The sequence below is a fragment of the Phyllobacterium sp. 0TCS1.6A genome (assembly GCF_026420825.1).
GTDB lineage: Bacteria > Pseudomonadota > Alphaproteobacteria > Rhizobiales > Rhizobiaceae > Phyllobacterium.
Genome location: NZ_JAPMAB010000005.1, coordinates 24,402 through 39,102, shown reverse-complemented (window position 1 = coordinate 39,102; position 14,701 = coordinate 24,402). Strand labels below are relative to the sequence as shown.

General features: G+C 61.6%; 19 protein-coding genes and 1 tRNA gene. 7 read left to right on the top strand and 13 right to left on the bottom strand.

The features are described 5' to 3' along the window. Nucleotides 1-122: 122 nt before the first annotated feature. The 6 genes from OSJ75_RS12490 to OSJ75_RS12465 all read right to left on the bottom strand — a co-directional run bounded on the left by OSJ75_RS12490 (nucleotide 123) and on the right by OSJ75_RS12465 (nucleotide 4,640). Nucleotides 123-629 (bottom strand): low molecular weight phosphatase family protein, encoded by a 507-nt coding sequence (locus OSJ75_RS12490; RefSeq protein WP_267228305.1) that lies wholly within the window; start codon nucleotides 627-629, stop codon nucleotides 123-125. Then, the gene (locus tag OSJ75_RS12485; RefSeq protein WP_267228304.1) at nucleotides 605-1,081 is read right to left on the bottom strand and encodes a UPF0262 family protein; all 477 of its coding nucleotides are present in this window, start codon (nucleotides 1,079-1,081) and stop codon (nucleotides 605-607) included. Before OSJ75_RS12485 ends, OSJ75_RS12490 begins: the two co-directional genes overlap by 25 nt. Then, the gene (hisD, locus tag OSJ75_RS12480) at nucleotides 1,078-2,382 is read right to left on the bottom strand and encodes a histidinol dehydrogenase (protein WP_267228303.1); all 1,305 of its coding nucleotides are present in this window, start codon (nucleotides 2,380-2,382) and stop codon (nucleotides 1,078-1,080) included. The genes OSJ75_RS12485 and hisD overlap by 4 nt, the downstream gene beginning before the upstream one ends. A gap of 65 nt (nucleotides 2,383-2,447) precedes the next feature. Then, nucleotides 2,448-2,885, bottom strand: a complete 438-nt coding sequence (locus OSJ75_RS12475) for a DUF2948 family protein (protein WP_267228302.1) — start codon at nucleotides 2,883-2,885, stop codon at nucleotides 2,448-2,450. 157 nt (nucleotides 2,886-3,042) lie between these two features. After that, complete coding sequence (gene murA, locus OSJ75_RS12470; RefSeq protein WP_250015336.1) at nucleotides 3,043-4,332, bottom strand: UDP-N-acetylglucosamine 1-carboxyvinyltransferase; 1,290 nt, start codon at nucleotides 4,330-4,332, stop codon at nucleotides 3,043-3,045. A gap of 116 nt (nucleotides 4,333-4,448) precedes the next feature. Beyond that, nucleotides 4,449-4,640: a hypothetical protein gene (locus OSJ75_RS12465; protein ID WP_267228301.1), complete on the bottom strand. Its 192-nt coding sequence runs from the start codon at nucleotides 4,638-4,640 to the stop codon at nucleotides 4,449-4,451. A 138-nt stretch (nucleotides 4,641-4,778) separates the two neighbouring features. Between OSJ75_RS12465 and OSJ75_RS12460 the strand changes: the two genes are divergently transcribed. Then, nucleotides 4,779-4,853 (top strand) — tRNA-Thr (locus OSJ75_RS12460). A 30-nt stretch (nucleotides 4,854-4,883) separates the two neighbouring features. Here OSJ75_RS12460 and OSJ75_RS12455 read toward each other — a convergent pair. Together OSJ75_RS12455 and OSJ75_RS12450 are read right to left on the bottom strand one after the other, a co-directional pair. Next, the gene (locus OSJ75_RS12455) at nucleotides 4,884-5,885 is read right to left on the bottom strand and encodes an NADP-dependent oxidoreductase (RefSeq protein ID WP_267228300.1); all 1,002 of its coding nucleotides are present in this window, start codon (nucleotides 5,883-5,885) and stop codon (nucleotides 4,884-4,886) included. A gap of 37 nt (nucleotides 5,886-5,922) precedes the next feature. Continuing rightward, nucleotides 5,923-6,738 (bottom strand): oxidoreductase, encoded by an 816-nt coding sequence (locus OSJ75_RS12450; protein WP_267228299.1) that lies wholly within the window; start codon nucleotides 6,736-6,738, stop codon nucleotides 5,923-5,925. Between the two features lie 89 nt (nucleotides 6,739-6,827). Between OSJ75_RS12450 and OSJ75_RS12445 the strand changes: the two genes are divergently transcribed. Genes OSJ75_RS12445 through OSJ75_RS12435 form a run of 3 tightly spaced genes read left to right on the top strand, consistent with a single transcriptional unit; the run spans nucleotide 6,828 to nucleotide 7,756 of the window. Further along, nucleotides 6,828-7,259 carry a winged helix-turn-helix transcriptional regulator gene (locus OSJ75_RS12445; RefSeq protein WP_267228298.1) on the top strand — a complete coding sequence of 144 codons (432 nt, stop codon included), beginning with the start codon at nucleotides 6,828-6,830 and terminating at the stop codon, nucleotides 7,257-7,259. Beyond that, nucleotides 7,256-7,558 (top strand): DUF1902 domain-containing protein, encoded by a 303-nt coding sequence (locus tag OSJ75_RS12440; protein ID WP_267228297.1) that lies wholly within the window; start codon nucleotides 7,256-7,258, stop codon nucleotides 7,556-7,558. The genes OSJ75_RS12445 and OSJ75_RS12440 overlap by 4 nt, the downstream gene beginning before the upstream one ends. After that, nucleotides 7,559-7,756: a type II toxin-antitoxin system HicA family toxin gene (locus OSJ75_RS12435; protein WP_267228296.1), complete on the top strand. Its 198-nt coding sequence runs from the start codon at nucleotides 7,559-7,561 to the stop codon at nucleotides 7,754-7,756. 32 nt (nucleotides 7,757-7,788) lie between these two features. Here the strand turns inward: OSJ75_RS12435 and OSJ75_RS12430 are convergent, their stop codons facing one another. Continuing rightward, the gene (locus OSJ75_RS12430) at nucleotides 7,789-8,691 is read right to left on the bottom strand and encodes a LysR family transcriptional regulator (RefSeq protein ID WP_267228294.1); all 903 of its coding nucleotides are present in this window, start codon (nucleotides 8,689-8,691) and stop codon (nucleotides 7,789-7,791) included. A gap of 111 nt (nucleotides 8,692-8,802) precedes the next feature. Between OSJ75_RS12430 and OSJ75_RS12425 the strand changes: the two genes are divergently transcribed. Continuing rightward, complete coding sequence (locus OSJ75_RS12425; protein WP_267228293.1) at nucleotides 8,803-9,420, top strand: FMN-dependent NADH-azoreductase; 618 nt, start codon at nucleotides 8,803-8,805, stop codon at nucleotides 9,418-9,420. Between the two features lie 67 nt (nucleotides 9,421-9,487). On the opposite strand, the gene OSJ75_RS12420 is transcribed toward OSJ75_RS12425, so the two are convergent. Beyond that, nucleotides 9,488-9,676 (bottom strand): hypothetical protein, encoded by a 189-nt coding sequence (locus OSJ75_RS12420; RefSeq protein ID WP_250015347.1) that lies wholly within the window; start codon nucleotides 9,674-9,676, stop codon nucleotides 9,488-9,490. A gap of 213 nt (nucleotides 9,677-9,889) precedes the next feature. Here OSJ75_RS12420 and OSJ75_RS12415 point away from each other — a divergent pair, with 213 nt between their 5' ends. Continuing rightward, nucleotides 9,890-10,333: an MgtC/SapB family protein gene (locus OSJ75_RS12415; protein WP_250015348.1), complete on the top strand. Its 444-nt coding sequence runs from the start codon at nucleotides 9,890-9,892 to the stop codon at nucleotides 10,331-10,333. 10 nt (nucleotides 10,334-10,343) lie between these two features. Here OSJ75_RS12415 and galE read toward each other — a convergent pair whose 3' ends face one another. Continuing rightward, nucleotides 10,344-11,333 (bottom strand): UDP-glucose 4-epimerase GalE, encoded by a 990-nt coding sequence (gene galE, locus OSJ75_RS12410; RefSeq protein WP_250015349.1) that lies wholly within the window; start codon nucleotides 11,331-11,333, stop codon nucleotides 10,344-10,346. A 254-nt stretch (nucleotides 11,334-11,587) separates the two neighbouring features. On the opposite strand from galE, the gene hemA reads away from it, so the two are divergent. Continuing rightward, complete coding sequence (hemA, locus tag OSJ75_RS12405; RefSeq protein ID WP_250015350.1) at nucleotides 11,588-12,865, top strand: 5-aminolevulinate synthase; 1,278 nt, start codon at nucleotides 11,588-11,590, stop codon at nucleotides 12,863-12,865. A 39-nt stretch (nucleotides 12,866-12,904) separates the two neighbouring features. On the opposite strand, the gene OSJ75_RS12400 is transcribed toward hemA, so the two are convergent. Further along, a complete protein-coding gene (locus OSJ75_RS12400) occupies nucleotides 12,905-14,071 on the bottom strand; it encodes a pyridoxal phosphate-dependent aminotransferase (protein WP_267228292.1) in 1,167 nt (388 codons plus the stop codon). 140 nt (nucleotides 14,072-14,211) lie between these two features. Beyond that, the gene (gene mscL, locus OSJ75_RS12395; protein ID WP_250015355.1) at nucleotides 14,212-14,637 is read right to left on the bottom strand and encodes a large conductance mechanosensitive channel protein MscL; all 426 of its coding nucleotides are present in this window, start codon (nucleotides 14,635-14,637) and stop codon (nucleotides 14,212-14,214) included. Between the last annotated feature and the right edge of the window lie 64 nt (nucleotides 14,638-14,701).

The following is a 14,701-nucleotide window of genomic DNA, read 5'->3' as shown; positions in this document are numbered from 1 at the left end:
AATTGCGGTCTTCGGACCGGAATTTTGCGCGGAACCTATAGTATTGCGCGTCATTTGTGAACAACCGAGTTGGATCAATCGCACAGGCCGCCCAAAGGCTGCGGATAGTCGCAGGGGCCGGCTCAGCCGCGCGGCGCGAAGCGCTCCTCGATGTGATGCAGCAAATGATCGCGAACGTCGCGATATGCCTGCAATATCTGATCGCGGCGGCCCCTCACCAGCGTCGGATCGGGCGTCGGCCAATACTCGACCTGCACGGATGACGTCCGCGTCAGTTCCAGTGCCATATGGTGTGCCTTGGGCGACAATGTAACGATCAGGTCGAAATAATCGTCCTCGAGCTCCTTGAAGGTGCGCGGCAGGGCCGATGTCCGTTGCAGGCCGATCTCCTCGAGCACGGCATCGACGAACGGATCAGCCTCGCCCTTCTCCACACCGGCGGAGGCGATATAGGTGCGGGAGGGCAATATCCTGCGCGCCAGTGCCTCGGCGATGGGCGAGCGAATCGAATTCATGCCGCATATGAACAGTACGGCGCCCGGCACCGCCGGTTTGGCGTCTTCGGCGTGGTCGTCCGGTGCCTGCTCCGGCTGCGGCACTGCCCCTAGCCCCGCCAATGCAGCACACATACAAGGGTGAAGAGGCGGCGGGCGGTGTCGAAATCGACCTCGATCTTGCCGCCGAGCCTGTCCATCAGGGCCTGCGAGCCTTCATTGTGCAGGCCGCGGCGACCCATGTCGATGGCCTCGATCTTGCTCGGGCTCGACGACCGGATGGCTTCGTAATAGCTCTCGCAGATAAGGAAATAGTCCTTGATGACCTTTCTGAGCGGCGTAAGCGAAAGTATATGCGTGACGACATCCTCGCCGCCATCGCGCGAGATGGCGAAGATGAGGCGGGATTCGGCGAGCGAGATCTTCAGGTGGTAGGGGCCGGCTCCCTCGTCGCCCACCGGACGGAACGAATTTTCCTCGATCAGGTCGAATATGGCGACAGCGCGTTCATGCTCGACATCGGGCGTCGAACGGCCAATCGTATCGTCCAGTTCCACGTCCACCAATCTTGCATCGCTTGCCGTCATTCTCGCCCTTGCGAATTCAGCCTGATTGCCACCGACCTGCCATGCGCATCGAGACCCTCCGCGCGGGCCAGCTCGATGGCGGCGGGGCCGAGAGCCCGCAGCTGCTCCACTCCCAGCTTCAGGATGGACGTTCGCTTGACATAGTCAAGCACGGAAAGACCGGAGGAGAATCGTGCGGAGCGCGCCGTCGGCAGCACATGGTTGGAGCCGCCGACATAATCGCCGATGACTTCGGGCGTATAGCGGCCAAGGAATATTGCCCCGGCATTGCGTATGCCGGCGAGCAGCCGCTCGGGATCAGCGGTGGCGATTTCCAGATGTTCGGCGGCGATGCGGTTGGCGAGCGGCACCGCGGCGGCGAGATCGTCGACGAGGATGACCGCGCCGAAATCGCGCCAGCTTGCCGATGCGGTTTCGACGCGCGGCAAGGTTCGCAACTGGCGCTCGACGGCTGCCATGACGGCCTCGGCGAAGGCGGCGTCGTCCGTGATCAATATCGATTGCGCCGCCGTGTCGTGTTCGGCCTGCGCCATGAGATCGGCGGCGATCCAGTCCGGATCATTGTCCGCATCGGCAATGACGAGGACTTCGGACGGGCCGGCGATCATGTCGATGCCAACCGTACCGAACACCCGGCGCTTGGCTGCGGCGACATAGGCATTTCCCGGGCCGACGATCTTCGCCACCGGCGCTATGGTGCCGGTGCCATAGGCAAGCGCTGCGATGGCCTGGGCGCCGCCGACGCGGTAGATCTCCGAAACGCCGGCGAGCCGCGCCGCGACGAGCACCAGCGGGTTCAGCACTCCACCCGGCGACGGCACCACCATGACGATGCGCTCGACGCCGGCCACCCTGGCGGGAACGGCATTCATCAATACCGAACTCGGATAGCTCGCGGTTCCGCCCGGAACATAGAGGCCGACGGATTCGATCGCCGTCCAGCGCGAGCCGAGCTCGACGCCGAGCGCATCGGTATAATGATCGTCCTTCGGCAATTGGCGCGCATGATGGGAATGGATGCGGTCACGCGCCAGCGTCAGCGCCTCGACCGTCGCAGCCGGCGCGGCGGCAATGGCATCGTCGATCTGCGCGCTGGTAATGGCGATACCATGTTCGGCAAGGTCTATCCGGTCGAACTTCAGCGAATAGTCGATGAGAGCGGCATCGCCCTCGTTGCGCACCCGCCTGATGATCTCCGCCACGGCGAGATCGACATCTTCCGACACCTCGCGCTTCGTTGCGAGGAAAGCAGCAAACCGCGCCTCGAAATCGGCTTCCGACTGTCTAAGCACAACTACCACACCGCTACTCCTGCCGCCTGCCGCTGTCCATTCGCCCGGATCATCGCCCGATGCCGGTCCATCGCCTAAAGTTCGTGATCGGGTTTCGCCTGGGTTTCCCATGCGGGGCCAAGATCGGTAAGCTGGACCTCGATCGCCTCCACCTCGAAGCGGAGCGCCTTGTTGGCCGCAAAGACGATCTCGATCGTCCCGGACGGCGCATCGGTGGCAGTGAAGCGGATGGCGAGGATCGACAGGACGTCATCCTTGAACTGGCGGTCTATCCCGGTGGCGCGCAGATTGGTGGCGCGGCTGAAATAGACGGCGGTGCGGCGGCGCTCGAAACTGCGATGCCGCTTGCCATCGGCCGCAAGCTCCCAGACGAAACGGTTTACCCCGAGCACGAGCTTTGCTTCCGTCGCCAGAAAGTCGATATCACCGACCTTGAGGACGGCATCCTGCAGATGCGCCGAAACGATCTGGAGATCTTCCTCATCCAGCGCAATCAGTTTGAGCATGCTCATATGTTCTTGCCTCATTCGCAGGTAATGGCTCTGTTCGGTACCTACCTGTTAGAGTAAACCGTGCGGAATTGGAATTATCCATCGGCAATATTCAAAGCTGCCGCGGGTTGTTTTCCACACGGCAGCCGCAGGGCATGCAGGGCCTTGCCGGATGCGGTCAGTCGCTGATGCGTTCGACCACGGCGCCGCAACGCGTCAGCTTTTCCTCGAGGCGCTCGAAGCCCCGGTCGAGGTGGTAGACGCGGTTGACGGTGGTCTCGCCTTCGGCGGCGAGGCCGGCGATGACGAGCGACACCGAGGCGCGCAGATCGGTCGCCATGACCGGCGCGCCACGCAGGCGCTCGACGCCTTCGATCGTCGCTGTCTGGCCGGAGAGCGAAATCTTCGCGCCGAGCCGCGCCAGTTCCTGCACGTGCATGAAGCGGTTCTCGAAAATCGTCTCGGTGATCTGCGACGTGCCCTTGGCTTTCGTCATGAGGCCCATGAACTGCGCCTGCAGGTCGGTGGGGAAGCCTGGAAATGGCTGCGTCGTCACATCGACCGGCATGATCCCATGGCCGTTGCGCACGATGCGGAGGCCGGAATTGGTTTCCGATATTTCCGCGCCCGCCTGGCCGAGCGTCGTCAGTGCCGACTTGAGGAGATTGGCGTCGGCCCCTTCAAGGATGACGTCGCCGCCGGTCATCGCCACCGCCATGGCATAGGTGCCGGTCTCGATACGGTCCGGAATGACGCGAACGCGCGCGCCGGAAAGGCTCGTCACGCCCTCGATGGTGATGGTGTCGGTGCCGGCGCCGGTGATCTTCGCGCCCATGGCATTGAGGCAATCGGCGAGATTGACGACTTCCGGCTCCTGCGCGGCGTTTTCGATGATCGTCTCGCCCTTGGCCAGCGTCGCGGCCATCAGCATGACATGGGTGGCGCCGACGGAGACTTTCGGGAAGGTGAAGCGCGTTCCGACAAGGCCGCCCTTGGCGCTGGCCTTCACATAGCCGTTCTCGATCTCGATCTCCGCGCCGAGCGCGGCAAGGCCCTCGATGAAGAGATCGACCGGCCGCGTCCCGATGGCGCAGCCGCCCGGCAGCGACACCGTCGCCGTGCCCATGCGGGCGAGGAGCGGCCCGATGACCCAGAAGCTGGCGCGCATCTTCGAAACGAGCTCGTAGGGCGCCATCGTGTCGACGATGTTGCGGGCGGTGAAATGAATGGTGCGGGAATAGGCGCCGTCCTGGCGTTCGCGCCGGCCATTGACCGAATAATCCACGCCGTGATTGCCGAGGATACGGATCAGCTGTTCCACATCGGCGAGGTGCGGCACGTTTTCGAGCGTCAGCGTGTCGTCCGTCAGCAGCGATGCGATCATCAACGGCAATGCCGCGTTCTTGGCGCCCGAAATCGGAATGACGCCATTGAGCTTGTTACCGCCAACAATCTTGATGCGATCCATAATTTGTCACTTTCGCGGGAAGACCCGTCCTGTCGTTAAGCCCCTTGAGAAGGCGGTTGATGTAAACCATCGCGCAAAATGGTTCAAGAAAGGCTTTATGACCGGAGTAAGGCCGATCATGATTCACCGGTGGATGAACGTTCTTCAGTCCCAGTCGCCGCCTTCAGACCCTCGTCGCGCTCATCCGGCGCCCCGGCGCGACGTGAACGCGTCTGCTGCTTGCGCCGCGCCAGATTGGCGCGCAACTGCTCGGAACGGCGCTTTTCACGGTTTTCCTGCTCGGTATTTGGCTTCTTTGACGACGACATTTCCTCAGACTCATGCAAATCGGACGACCCACATGCCGGCTCATATTCCAGCCGGCCAGATAAATTACAAAGAGAATACGATTGCTTGCTTGCGATTTCATCAATGATATGGCAGAAGTCCGCCGCGTTCGCAAATCGGCTGCGGTAGCTCAGTGGTAGAGCACTCCATTGGTAATGGAGAGGTCGAGAGTTCAATCCTCTCTCGCAGCACCATCCCATCTCGTTGATATTTCCACCCGTCCGTCATTTCATCGCAATGACGACCTTGCCTTTCGCGCGGCCCGTTTCGACATGGGCCAGTGCTTCATTGGTCTGTGCGAAGGGGAAGACGCGATCGATCACCGGGCGGATGGCGCCGGCCTCGATCAGCGCGCCGATCCTTGCAAGCTGGTCGCCATTCGCCGTCATGAACAGAAATGAATAATCGACGCCGCGGCGCCGAGCCTTGCTTCTGATGCCGAAGCTCATCAGGCGCATGATCTGGCGCAACGGCCAGCCGGAGCCGTTCTGCCGGGCGAAATCCGGATCGGGCGGGCCCGAGATCGAAATCAGCTTCCCGCCGGGCTTCAGCACCTCAAGGGATTTCTCCAGCGTGTCCTTGCCGAGGCTGTTGAGAACGACGTCATAGCCCTCGAGCACCTCCTCGAATTTCTCATTCCTGTAGTCGATGACGACGTCCGCGCCGAGACTTCGGACGAGCTCGATATTGCCGGTGCTCGTGGTCGTCGCCACATGGGCGCCAAGGTGCCTTGCAAGCTGGATGGCGATGGTGCCGACACCGCCCGAGCCGGCATGGATCAGTATCTTCTGCCCCTTCTCCAGACGGGCGCGCTCGACCAGCACCTGCCATGCGGTGAGCGCAACGAGAGGGATGGACGCCGCCTCTTCCATGGTGAGGTTTGCAGGCTTCGGCGCCACATCCGCCGCGTCGATGGCGATATATTGCGCGAATGTCCCGATTCGATCCTGCGCCGGACGCGCATAGACCGCGTCGCCGGCCTTGAACCGCCGCACGTTGCGGCCCACCCGGACGACAGTTCCGGCGACATCATTGCCGAGGATCAGCGGAAGCCGATAGGGCAGGATGAACTTGAATTCTCCGTCCCTGATCTTGGCATCGAGAACATTCACGCTGGCGGCATGGATCTCCACCATCACATCATTGTCGCGCAGCTCCGGTTCGGGGACCTCGGCGAGGCGCAGCGCACCGCCCTTGGCGTAGCGGTCGATGAGAAATGCTTTCATGATAGCCAACTTTCGCGCGAGGCCGGAAATAACTGGTTCAGTCGGTGAGCTTGCTGAATTTACGCAAATTCTTGTCGACGAAGGATTCGGGCAGGAAGCGGCGCATGAAACGAACCTGCCGCGCTACCTTTCCGGCAGTGTAGCGCCTTTTGGGCGATGCCGCATTGGCTGCCCGTACCACCGTGGCGGCCACGATCTCCGGCGCCTCGCCTTCCTCGATAACATCGCGCATCCGCTGCTCGGCGGCGGCACGGACGGCATCATAGACGGCAAGCGGCCGATCGGGCCGGGTAAGGTTCTCCTCGAAGGAGGTGCGGATGCCGCCCGGCTCGACGAGCACGACACGGATGCCTTGCGTGCGGACCTCATGGTCGAGCGATTCCGAATAGCCCTCCAGCGCGTGCTTGGTCGATGAATAAAGCGCATTATACGGCGCGGGAATGAGCCCGAGTATGGAACTTACGTTGACGATACGGCCGCTGCGCAGGCGCCGCATCACCGGCAGCACCGCATTGGTGACGCGCAGGACGCCGAAGACGTTCACATCGAATACGGCCCGTGCCTGGGCGGCCGAGGATTCTTCCGCGCCGCCGAGCAGCCCGATCCCGGCATTGTTGACGAGGAGGTCGATCTGCCCGGTGCGGCTCAAAACCTCGTCGACCAGCGCCTGGACAGACGCATCATCCGTCACGTCACAGACCAGCATCGTGACTCCATCCGGACCATTGGCCGCCGGCTTCCGGCTGGTGCCGAAGACGCGGTAACCATCGCGCCGCAGCGCCTGTGCGGTGACCAGCCCGATGCCTGAGGAAGCGCCCGTCACGATGGCGACACGGTTGTCTTTGTTGCTCATTTTCCTGAACCTTCATTTTGTCGTGGAATATCGATGAGCAATCAGTTACTATTATTTTAGTAGTAAGTCACTATCAAAAAGATACTAACATGAAAAAACTTTCCGACCTGCCCTGTCCCATCGCACGCAGCCTCGCCCTCATAGGGGATGCCTGGAGCATGCTCATCATGCGCGACGCCCATGCGGGCCTGACCCGCTTCGATGAATTCCGCCGCAGCCTCGGCATCGCCCCGACCATGTTGACCGCGCGGCTCGCAGCCCTCACGGGCGAGGGAATATTGGAGAAGCGGCGCTATTCCACCCGTCCGCCAAGGGATGAATATGTGCTGACCGAAGCCGGCCGCGATTTCCTGCCCGTGCTGTTCGCCATCGGCGCATGGGGCCGCAAGCACCGCGGCGACGGCAAGATCACGCGGTTCTACGACGCCGAGACGGGAACGGAGATCGATCCGCTGACCATCGATCGCGGTACGGGCGCGCCGATCGGGACGCGACCCATCCGCATCGCCGACGCGGAATGAAGCGCGAGGAAGACGGCACCCTTATTGTGTTTCCAGGCGCAACGCCCTATTTTCGAGCGATGAAGCACTATCACGTCACGATCGAACGGGATGACGAGGCCGGTGTCTGGGTGGCGACGAGCGACGACATCCCGGGCCTCGTTTCCGAAGCCGCCACGATCGACGAGCTCGTGCAGCGGGTCATGGCTGTCGCTCCGGAATTGATTGAAGACAATCTGCCTGCAGGCACGGGCGCCGACGAACTGCTGGACATCTGCGTGTCCTCATCCTTCACCCTGGCTCGTACAGCAGCACATTAGATGCCGAAAGGCTTCTATCGTGAACTCATCGCCATCCTGAAAGCGCGTGGCTGCCACTTTGTGCGGAACGGCAAGGGAGACCACGAAATCTGGCACAGCCCCGTCTCGGATAAGAACTTCACGGTAGACCGGAGCTGCCTGTCTCGGCACACGGCAAATGCCGTATTGGGGCAGGCAGGCATCGAGAAACAATTCTAAAGCCTGGCACTGCATTTGAACCGCAATCATCCCTATTCGAACGTATCGAGTTCACTGCGGAAGGCATCGACCAGCCAGCCGGAGGCTGGGCCGAGCGGGCGATCGACCAGATGCAGCGCAAAGATCGAATAGGCGGTTTCCGGATAGGGCTCCAGATCGAGCGGCACGAGACGGCCGGCAGCCATGTCGTCGCGCACCATCCATTTCGGCAGGCCGCCCCAGCCGAGCCCGGCCAGCATCAACTCCCGCTTCGTCGCGACATCGGTAAGCCGCCAGATACGATAGGCATAGACGCCGAAGTCCATACCCTTGGTCTGTTCGCTCAGATCCGTCACCACCAGTTGCACATGTTCGCGCATGACCGATAGCGGCACCCGCCCGGGATAGAGCGCCAGCGGATGATCCGGCGCCGCGACAGGAAGCATGCTCGTCTGGCCAAGGCGCACCGTCACCAGTTCGTCAAAGGGCGTGACCGGCGGGCCGCCGACAGCGAAATCCACCTGGCGCTTGAGAGCAAGGTCCCAGATGGTGCCGAGCGCACCGACATGAAGGCGCAGGCCGACCGTCGGAAACCGCGTCTCGAATGTCCGCAACACGCTGGCGAGCACGGGCGTCGGGATATTGACGTCGACGGCGACGGCGATATTGGCTTCGATGCCCTCCTTCAGGCCCTGCACGCGCGAGCGGAGGTTCTGCAAGGCAAGCGCCATGCGCCGCGCATCTTCCAGCAGCGCCCGGCCAGCCTCGGTCAGCCGCGGCTCGCGCGTTCCCGACCGCTCGAAAAGCTTGAGCTCGAGCTGCGCTTCCAGATTGGCGATGGCATAGCTGATCACCGATTGGGAGCGATTGAGCCGGCGTGCCGCGGCAGAGAAACTGCCGGCATCCGCAATCGCGGCGAAGACGTTCAACTGGTCGAGGGTGGGGTTTGGCTGCATGGCGCGACTCATCTATTTATTCGATGGATTACATAGATATTTTCCCAGTTTTTTAGATCGATGTCGAGGCCCAGATTAGCGTCATCAGTTTCAACGCCAAAGGATGACATCATGTCCTCGATACTTCTCGTAACTTCCAGCCCGCGCGGCGACGCATCGCATTCGACGCGCATCGCCCGGGATTTCGCCCGGCGCCTGCAGGCCGGCCTGCCTAACAGCGAGCTCGTCACGCGCGACCTTGCCAGCGATCCCCTGCCCCATATCGACGCCGACTTCGCCAGCGGCATCTATACCCCGGCAGAAGCGCGCACCCCGGCGCAGCAGGCAGTCGTCGCCCGCTCCGACGCATTGGTGGACGAGCTCTTCGCCGCCGATACGATCGTCATCTCCACCGGCTTCATCAATTTCGGCATCTCGTCGAACCTGAAGACCTGGATCGACCATATCGCCCGCGCGGGGCGCACGTTCAGCTATGGTGCCGATGGCGCCAAGGGGCTGGTGACCGGCAAGAAGGTCTATGTGGTGCTGGCCTCCGGCGGCGTCTATTCGGACGGTCCAGCGGTGGCCTTCGACCAGGCGACGCCCTATCTTCGAACGGTACTGGGTTTCCTCGGCATGACCGATATCGAATTCGTCCGCATCGAAGGCGTGGCGATGGGCCCGGAAGCGGAGGCCAGGGCTATCGCCGAGGCAGTGGCACGAACCAATGATTTCGCCCTTGCGGCCTGACCGTAAAAAACAAAAGCGGGCCGCTGGCCCGCTTTTTGTTGAATACTGCAAGTAACTCGAACTCGAACTAACCCATACGCCGTTTCTGCTCTGCTTCGTCCAAACGTTTCAATTGATCGAGAATGCTTTCCGGTACTGTTTCTTCCACCTTGTATATTCCTGCCGCGCGTATCGCCGAGCGATAACAGGATTGCGAGATTTGTCGTCGCACAATTTGGGATAGCTGTTTTTCGTAGGTCCGGTTATTACCGTCCATCGATTAGACTCCAACTTTATTTTGTCGTTTAACCCATTCTCTACGAAGAAGGTTGGTATCTTTCCTACGTTATTGGCCCTTAACGCAATGTGTCGCTGCGCCGCAGGCCTTAGTATTACACAACATCCCGGCAAAGCGCCTCCCACCGCAACGGGAACGTCCTGCAGTTAACAAACGTTTACCGACTGATTTTGTTCAACGGGGGATTTTGCATTGGTGGAGACGTTCGAATACCTCAATTCGCTACCGGTCGTGCCGCATATCATCGCCCTCTTCATCGCCTATGCGCTGGCGGTGCCGATCGGCGTCGAGCGCGAGGCGGAAGAGCGCAGCGCCGGCGTGCGCACATTTCCGCTGGTGGCGCTGGCCAGCTGCGGCGTCATCCAGGGAACGGAGCATTTGACGACCGACAATCCCGAGGCGATGGCGCGCATCGTCGAAGGCCTGATCACCGGTGTCGGCTTCATCGGCGGCGGGGCGATCCTGCAATTGAAGGATTCGGTGCGCGGCACCGCCACGGCCGCCAGCATATGGGCGACCGGGGCCATCGGCATCTCGGCCGGGCTTGCAAGCTATGATGTCGCCATCATCATCTCGCTGTTCACATTCCTGACGCTGCGGCTGATGCTGCCCTTCAAGAAGGAGCCGAAACGGTAGCCCGGGCGCGCTATCGCTGGTTGCGGAACTGCAGCGATGCTTCCCATTTCAATGCGGATTCGACGATCTTGTCGAGATCGTCGAGCTGCGGCACCCAGCCAAGCTCATTGCGCGCCTTGTTGCTGTCGGCAACCACGGATGCCGCATCGCCCGGCCGCGGGCTGGTGGGGCGTGCGTCGATCGGCGCGCCGTGGACGCGCTCCACGCTGGCGATGACTTCCTTGACCGAATAGCCGCGGCCATAGCCGCAATTGGCGACCATGCTGCTGCCGCCGGAGCGTAGCCGTTCGAGCGCCAGCCGATGGGCGGCGACGAGGTCCGTCACATGGATATAGTCCCGCACGCAGGTGCCGTCCGGCGTCGGGTAATTATTGCCGAACACCTCCATGTAGCGGCGCTTGCCGAGCGCCGTCTCGCAGGCGATCTTGATCAGATGCGTCGCGCCGCGCGTCGATTGACCGGTGCGTCCATTGGGATCGGCGCCGGCGACGTTGAAGTAGCGCAGCGCAGTATAATGGAAGTTGTGGGCGGCGGCAGTGTCGCGCAGCATCCATTCCGTCATCAGCTTCGACAGGCCGTAGGGCGATTCCGGCCGCGTCGGATGGTCTTCATTGACCGGCAGAAGCCCGCCATCGCCATAGACCGCGGCGGTGGAGGAAAAGATGAAGTTCTTGACGTCGGACTTCACCGCGGCGTCGATGAGCGTGCGGGATTTCGCGGTGTTGTTCTCGTAATAGGCGAGCGGATCGCGGACGGAATCGGGCACGACCACCGATCCGGCGAAATGGATGATCGCATCGACATAGTTGCGCTCGATGGTCTGGCGCATCAGGCTCTGGTCGCCAATATCGCCGATGACGAGCTTGGCCTCCGGCGGCACCGCCCATTTAAACCCGGTCGAGAGCGTATCGACGACGACGACCGATTCCCCCGCCTCCAGCAGATCCCAAACCATGTGGCTGCCAATATAGCCAGCACCCCCCGTCACCAGCACCGTCATCGCAATTGCCTTCTGCTGCGTCCCATTCGCCCTATATTGCAGCATCCGATCGTAGAGCCAATGGTGTCCGGTTCAATAAAGTGGGATTGCGGATTGATCCGCGACAATTGCAGATATTGATTGTAGATATCACATTCATCAACCTGAGGGGACGGTAGCGGCGGGGTCCCTCGAAGCGTGGCAAATTGCCCACCCCGCGGTCGTGGATTTTGGCGGCCAAAAACGCTAGTAAATGAAGTGTACAGGAGCATTTCATGGACTATCGGCGGTTTTTCGAAGACGCGATCGACCAGTTGCACGCTGAAAAGCGCTATAGGGTCTTCGCCAATCTGGAACGGATTGTGGGCAGATTTCCCCGCGCGCTCTGGCGCACGGCCGATGCCACGCGCGAGATCACGGTCTGGTGCTCCAATGACTATCTCGGCATGGGACAGCACCCGAAAGTGATTGCCGCGATGCATGACGCCTCGAGCCGCATGGGTTCGGGCGCCGGCGGCACGCGCAATATTTCGGGCACCAACCATCCGTTGGTCGAGCTCGAGCTTGAGCTCGCCGATCTGCACGGCAAGGAAGCCGGCCTGGTCTTCACCTCCGGCTTCGTCTCCAACGAGGCGTCCATTTCGACGATCGCCCGGCTGCTGCCGAACTGCCTCATCCTTTCGGACGAACTCAACCACGCCTCGATGATCGAAGGCGTCAAGCGTTCGGGCGCGGAGAAGCGCATCTTCCGCCACAATGATCTCGCCCATCTCGAGGAACTGCTGAAAGCTGCCGGTCGCGAGCGCGCCAAGCTCATCGTCTTCGAATCGGTCTATTCGATGGATGGCGACATCGCCCCGATCGAGGCCATTGCCGATCTGGCCGAGAAATACAATGCCATGACCTATATCGACGAGGTCCATGCGGTGGGCATGTATGGCGAACGCGGCGGCGGGATAACCGACCGCGAGGGGCTTTCGCATCGCATCGACATCATCGAAGGCACGTTGGCCAAGGCGTTCGGCACTCTCGGCGGCTATATTGCCGGCCCGAAGAGCGTGATCGACGCCGTTCGCTCCTATGCGCCGGGCTTCATCTTCACGACCGCGCTGCCGCCGGTTATCGCCGCTGCCGCGACCGAGTCGATCCGGCATCTGAAGACCTCGCAGGAGGAGCGCCGGCTGCACCAGCAACAGGCGCAGCTGACAAAGCAGGTCCTCGCCCAGGCCAATCTCCCGGTCATGCCTTCTGAAACGCATATCGTGCCGCTGCATGTCGGCGATCCCGAATTGTGCAAGAAGGCCAGCGACCGCCTGCTTGAGCAGCACGGCATCTATATCCAGCCGATCAATTATCCGACCGTTCCCCGCGGGACGGAGCGGCTGCGGATCACGCCGACACCGTTCCACAGCAACGAGCTCATCGTCGAATTGAAGGATGCGCTGGTGGAAGTCTGGACCGCGCTCGGCATCCCGTTCTCGACGGGAGAAACTTCGCCGGTCGAAGCCGACGACCGGGTGGTAACGCTCGCCGTATCAAAAGCCGGCGGCTGACGTCACCGGAGGCGGCCATTACCAGAGGCTGGCGGGCCCTCAGCGGGCCTTGATCCACTCCGCCAGCCGGTCTGCCGCGGTTTCGATCTGGTCGAGCCTGCGGGCAAAACACAATCTCAGAAACGCCTCGCCGCCTTCGCCGAACGCAGTTCCCGGCGCAAGCCCGACCTTGGCCTGATCGACGATATCGAAGGCGGCGCGATAGGAATCGGTGATGCCGTCAATGCCGAAGAACAGGTAGAAGGCGCCAGCCGGCGGCGACAGCCTGACGCGGCCCGTATCGATCAGCCTGGCGCACAGGATATCGCGGGCCTGGCGCGCCCGCTCGACCTGCATGCGCACGAATTCATCGCCCTCATCAAGCGCCGCGACAGCGCCGCGCTGCATGAATTGCGCCACGCCCGACGTCGAATATTGAATGAGGTTCTCGATCGTCGTGCCGAGCGAGGGGTGCACGACCAGCCAGCCGACCCGCCAGCCTGTCATCGCCCAGTTCTTGGAGAAGCTGTTGACGAAGATGATGCGGTCTTCCGCGTCCATCACATCGAGAAACGAGGGCGCGCGGCGTCCGCCATAATAGAACTGCGAATAGATTTCGTCGGCGATGATCCAGAGTCCATTGGCGCGCGCCATGGCCAGGATCTCCTTCAGCGTCTCGATATCGGCGGTCCAGCCGGACGGATTCGTCGGCGTGTTGATGAAGAGCGCCTTCGTCCTCGGCGTGATCTTGTCCTTGATCTTCTGCGGATCGAGCGACCAGCCATTGCCGGTGAAATCCTGGGTGACGGCGACCGGCCGGGCACCGCCTATGGCAGCGGCGGCGGCGAAATTCGGCCAGGCCGGAGAAAGGTAGATGACCTCATCGCCCGTGCCGGCCGTAGCCTGGATCGCCAGCTGGATCGACTGCATGCCCGAGCCGGTAACGTAGAAATGCTCCGCCGGCAGGCGCAATGCGAAATGCCGGTGGTAATAATCCGACAATGCCTGGCGCAGCTCCGGAATGCCGGCCTGCCAGGTGTAGAAGGTCTCGCCATTCGCAAGCCCGCGATTGGCGGCGTCGCGGATGAAGTCCGGCGTCGGCAGGTCGCCCTCGCCCGCCCATAGCGGGATGACGTTCTCCTGCCGCCGGCCGTGGTTCATGACGGCAACGATGCCGCTTTCGGGCGCTGCTGCCGCCTCGTGTCGCAAATGCTGGATCAGACTCATGCTCGGGTCCCCTTTTCAGGGGACCACTAAAGCAAGCAGGCCAGTTAATCACGCGGATATTTGTGATGTTTCCATCAGCCCGAATGATAGTCTGCTGACAGAGCCTGACAAGGCGCCCCCCCTTGCCAGCTACTTGTCCGCTACTTGGCCGCGCGGTTCGCCAGCAGATCGCGGATATCGGTGAGAAGCGCTTCTTCCTTGGTCGGTGCCGGCGCTGCTTCCGGTTCCGGTGCCTTCTCCTGCCGCTTGAAGCGGTTCATCGCCTTGACGACCATGAACAGCACCCAGGCGACGATCAGGAAGTTGATCAACAGGGTGATGAAATTACCATAGGCGATGGTGGCGCCCGCCTCGCGCGCAGCAGCCAGATTGCTGGCAGGCGCGCCGGCCAACTGGATATAGAGATTAGAAAAATCGATGCCGTTCGTCAGCAGCCCGACGACCGGCATGATGATGTCGGTGACGATGGACTCGACAAGCTTGCCGAACGCACCGCCGATGATGACGCCGATGGCAAGATCCACCATATTGCCCTTCAGGGCGAATTCCTTGAATTCCTGTAACATGCTATACCGCTCTCCAACGTTGTATGTTAATCCAAATCTATTATACCCTGAGGCCGGGACTACC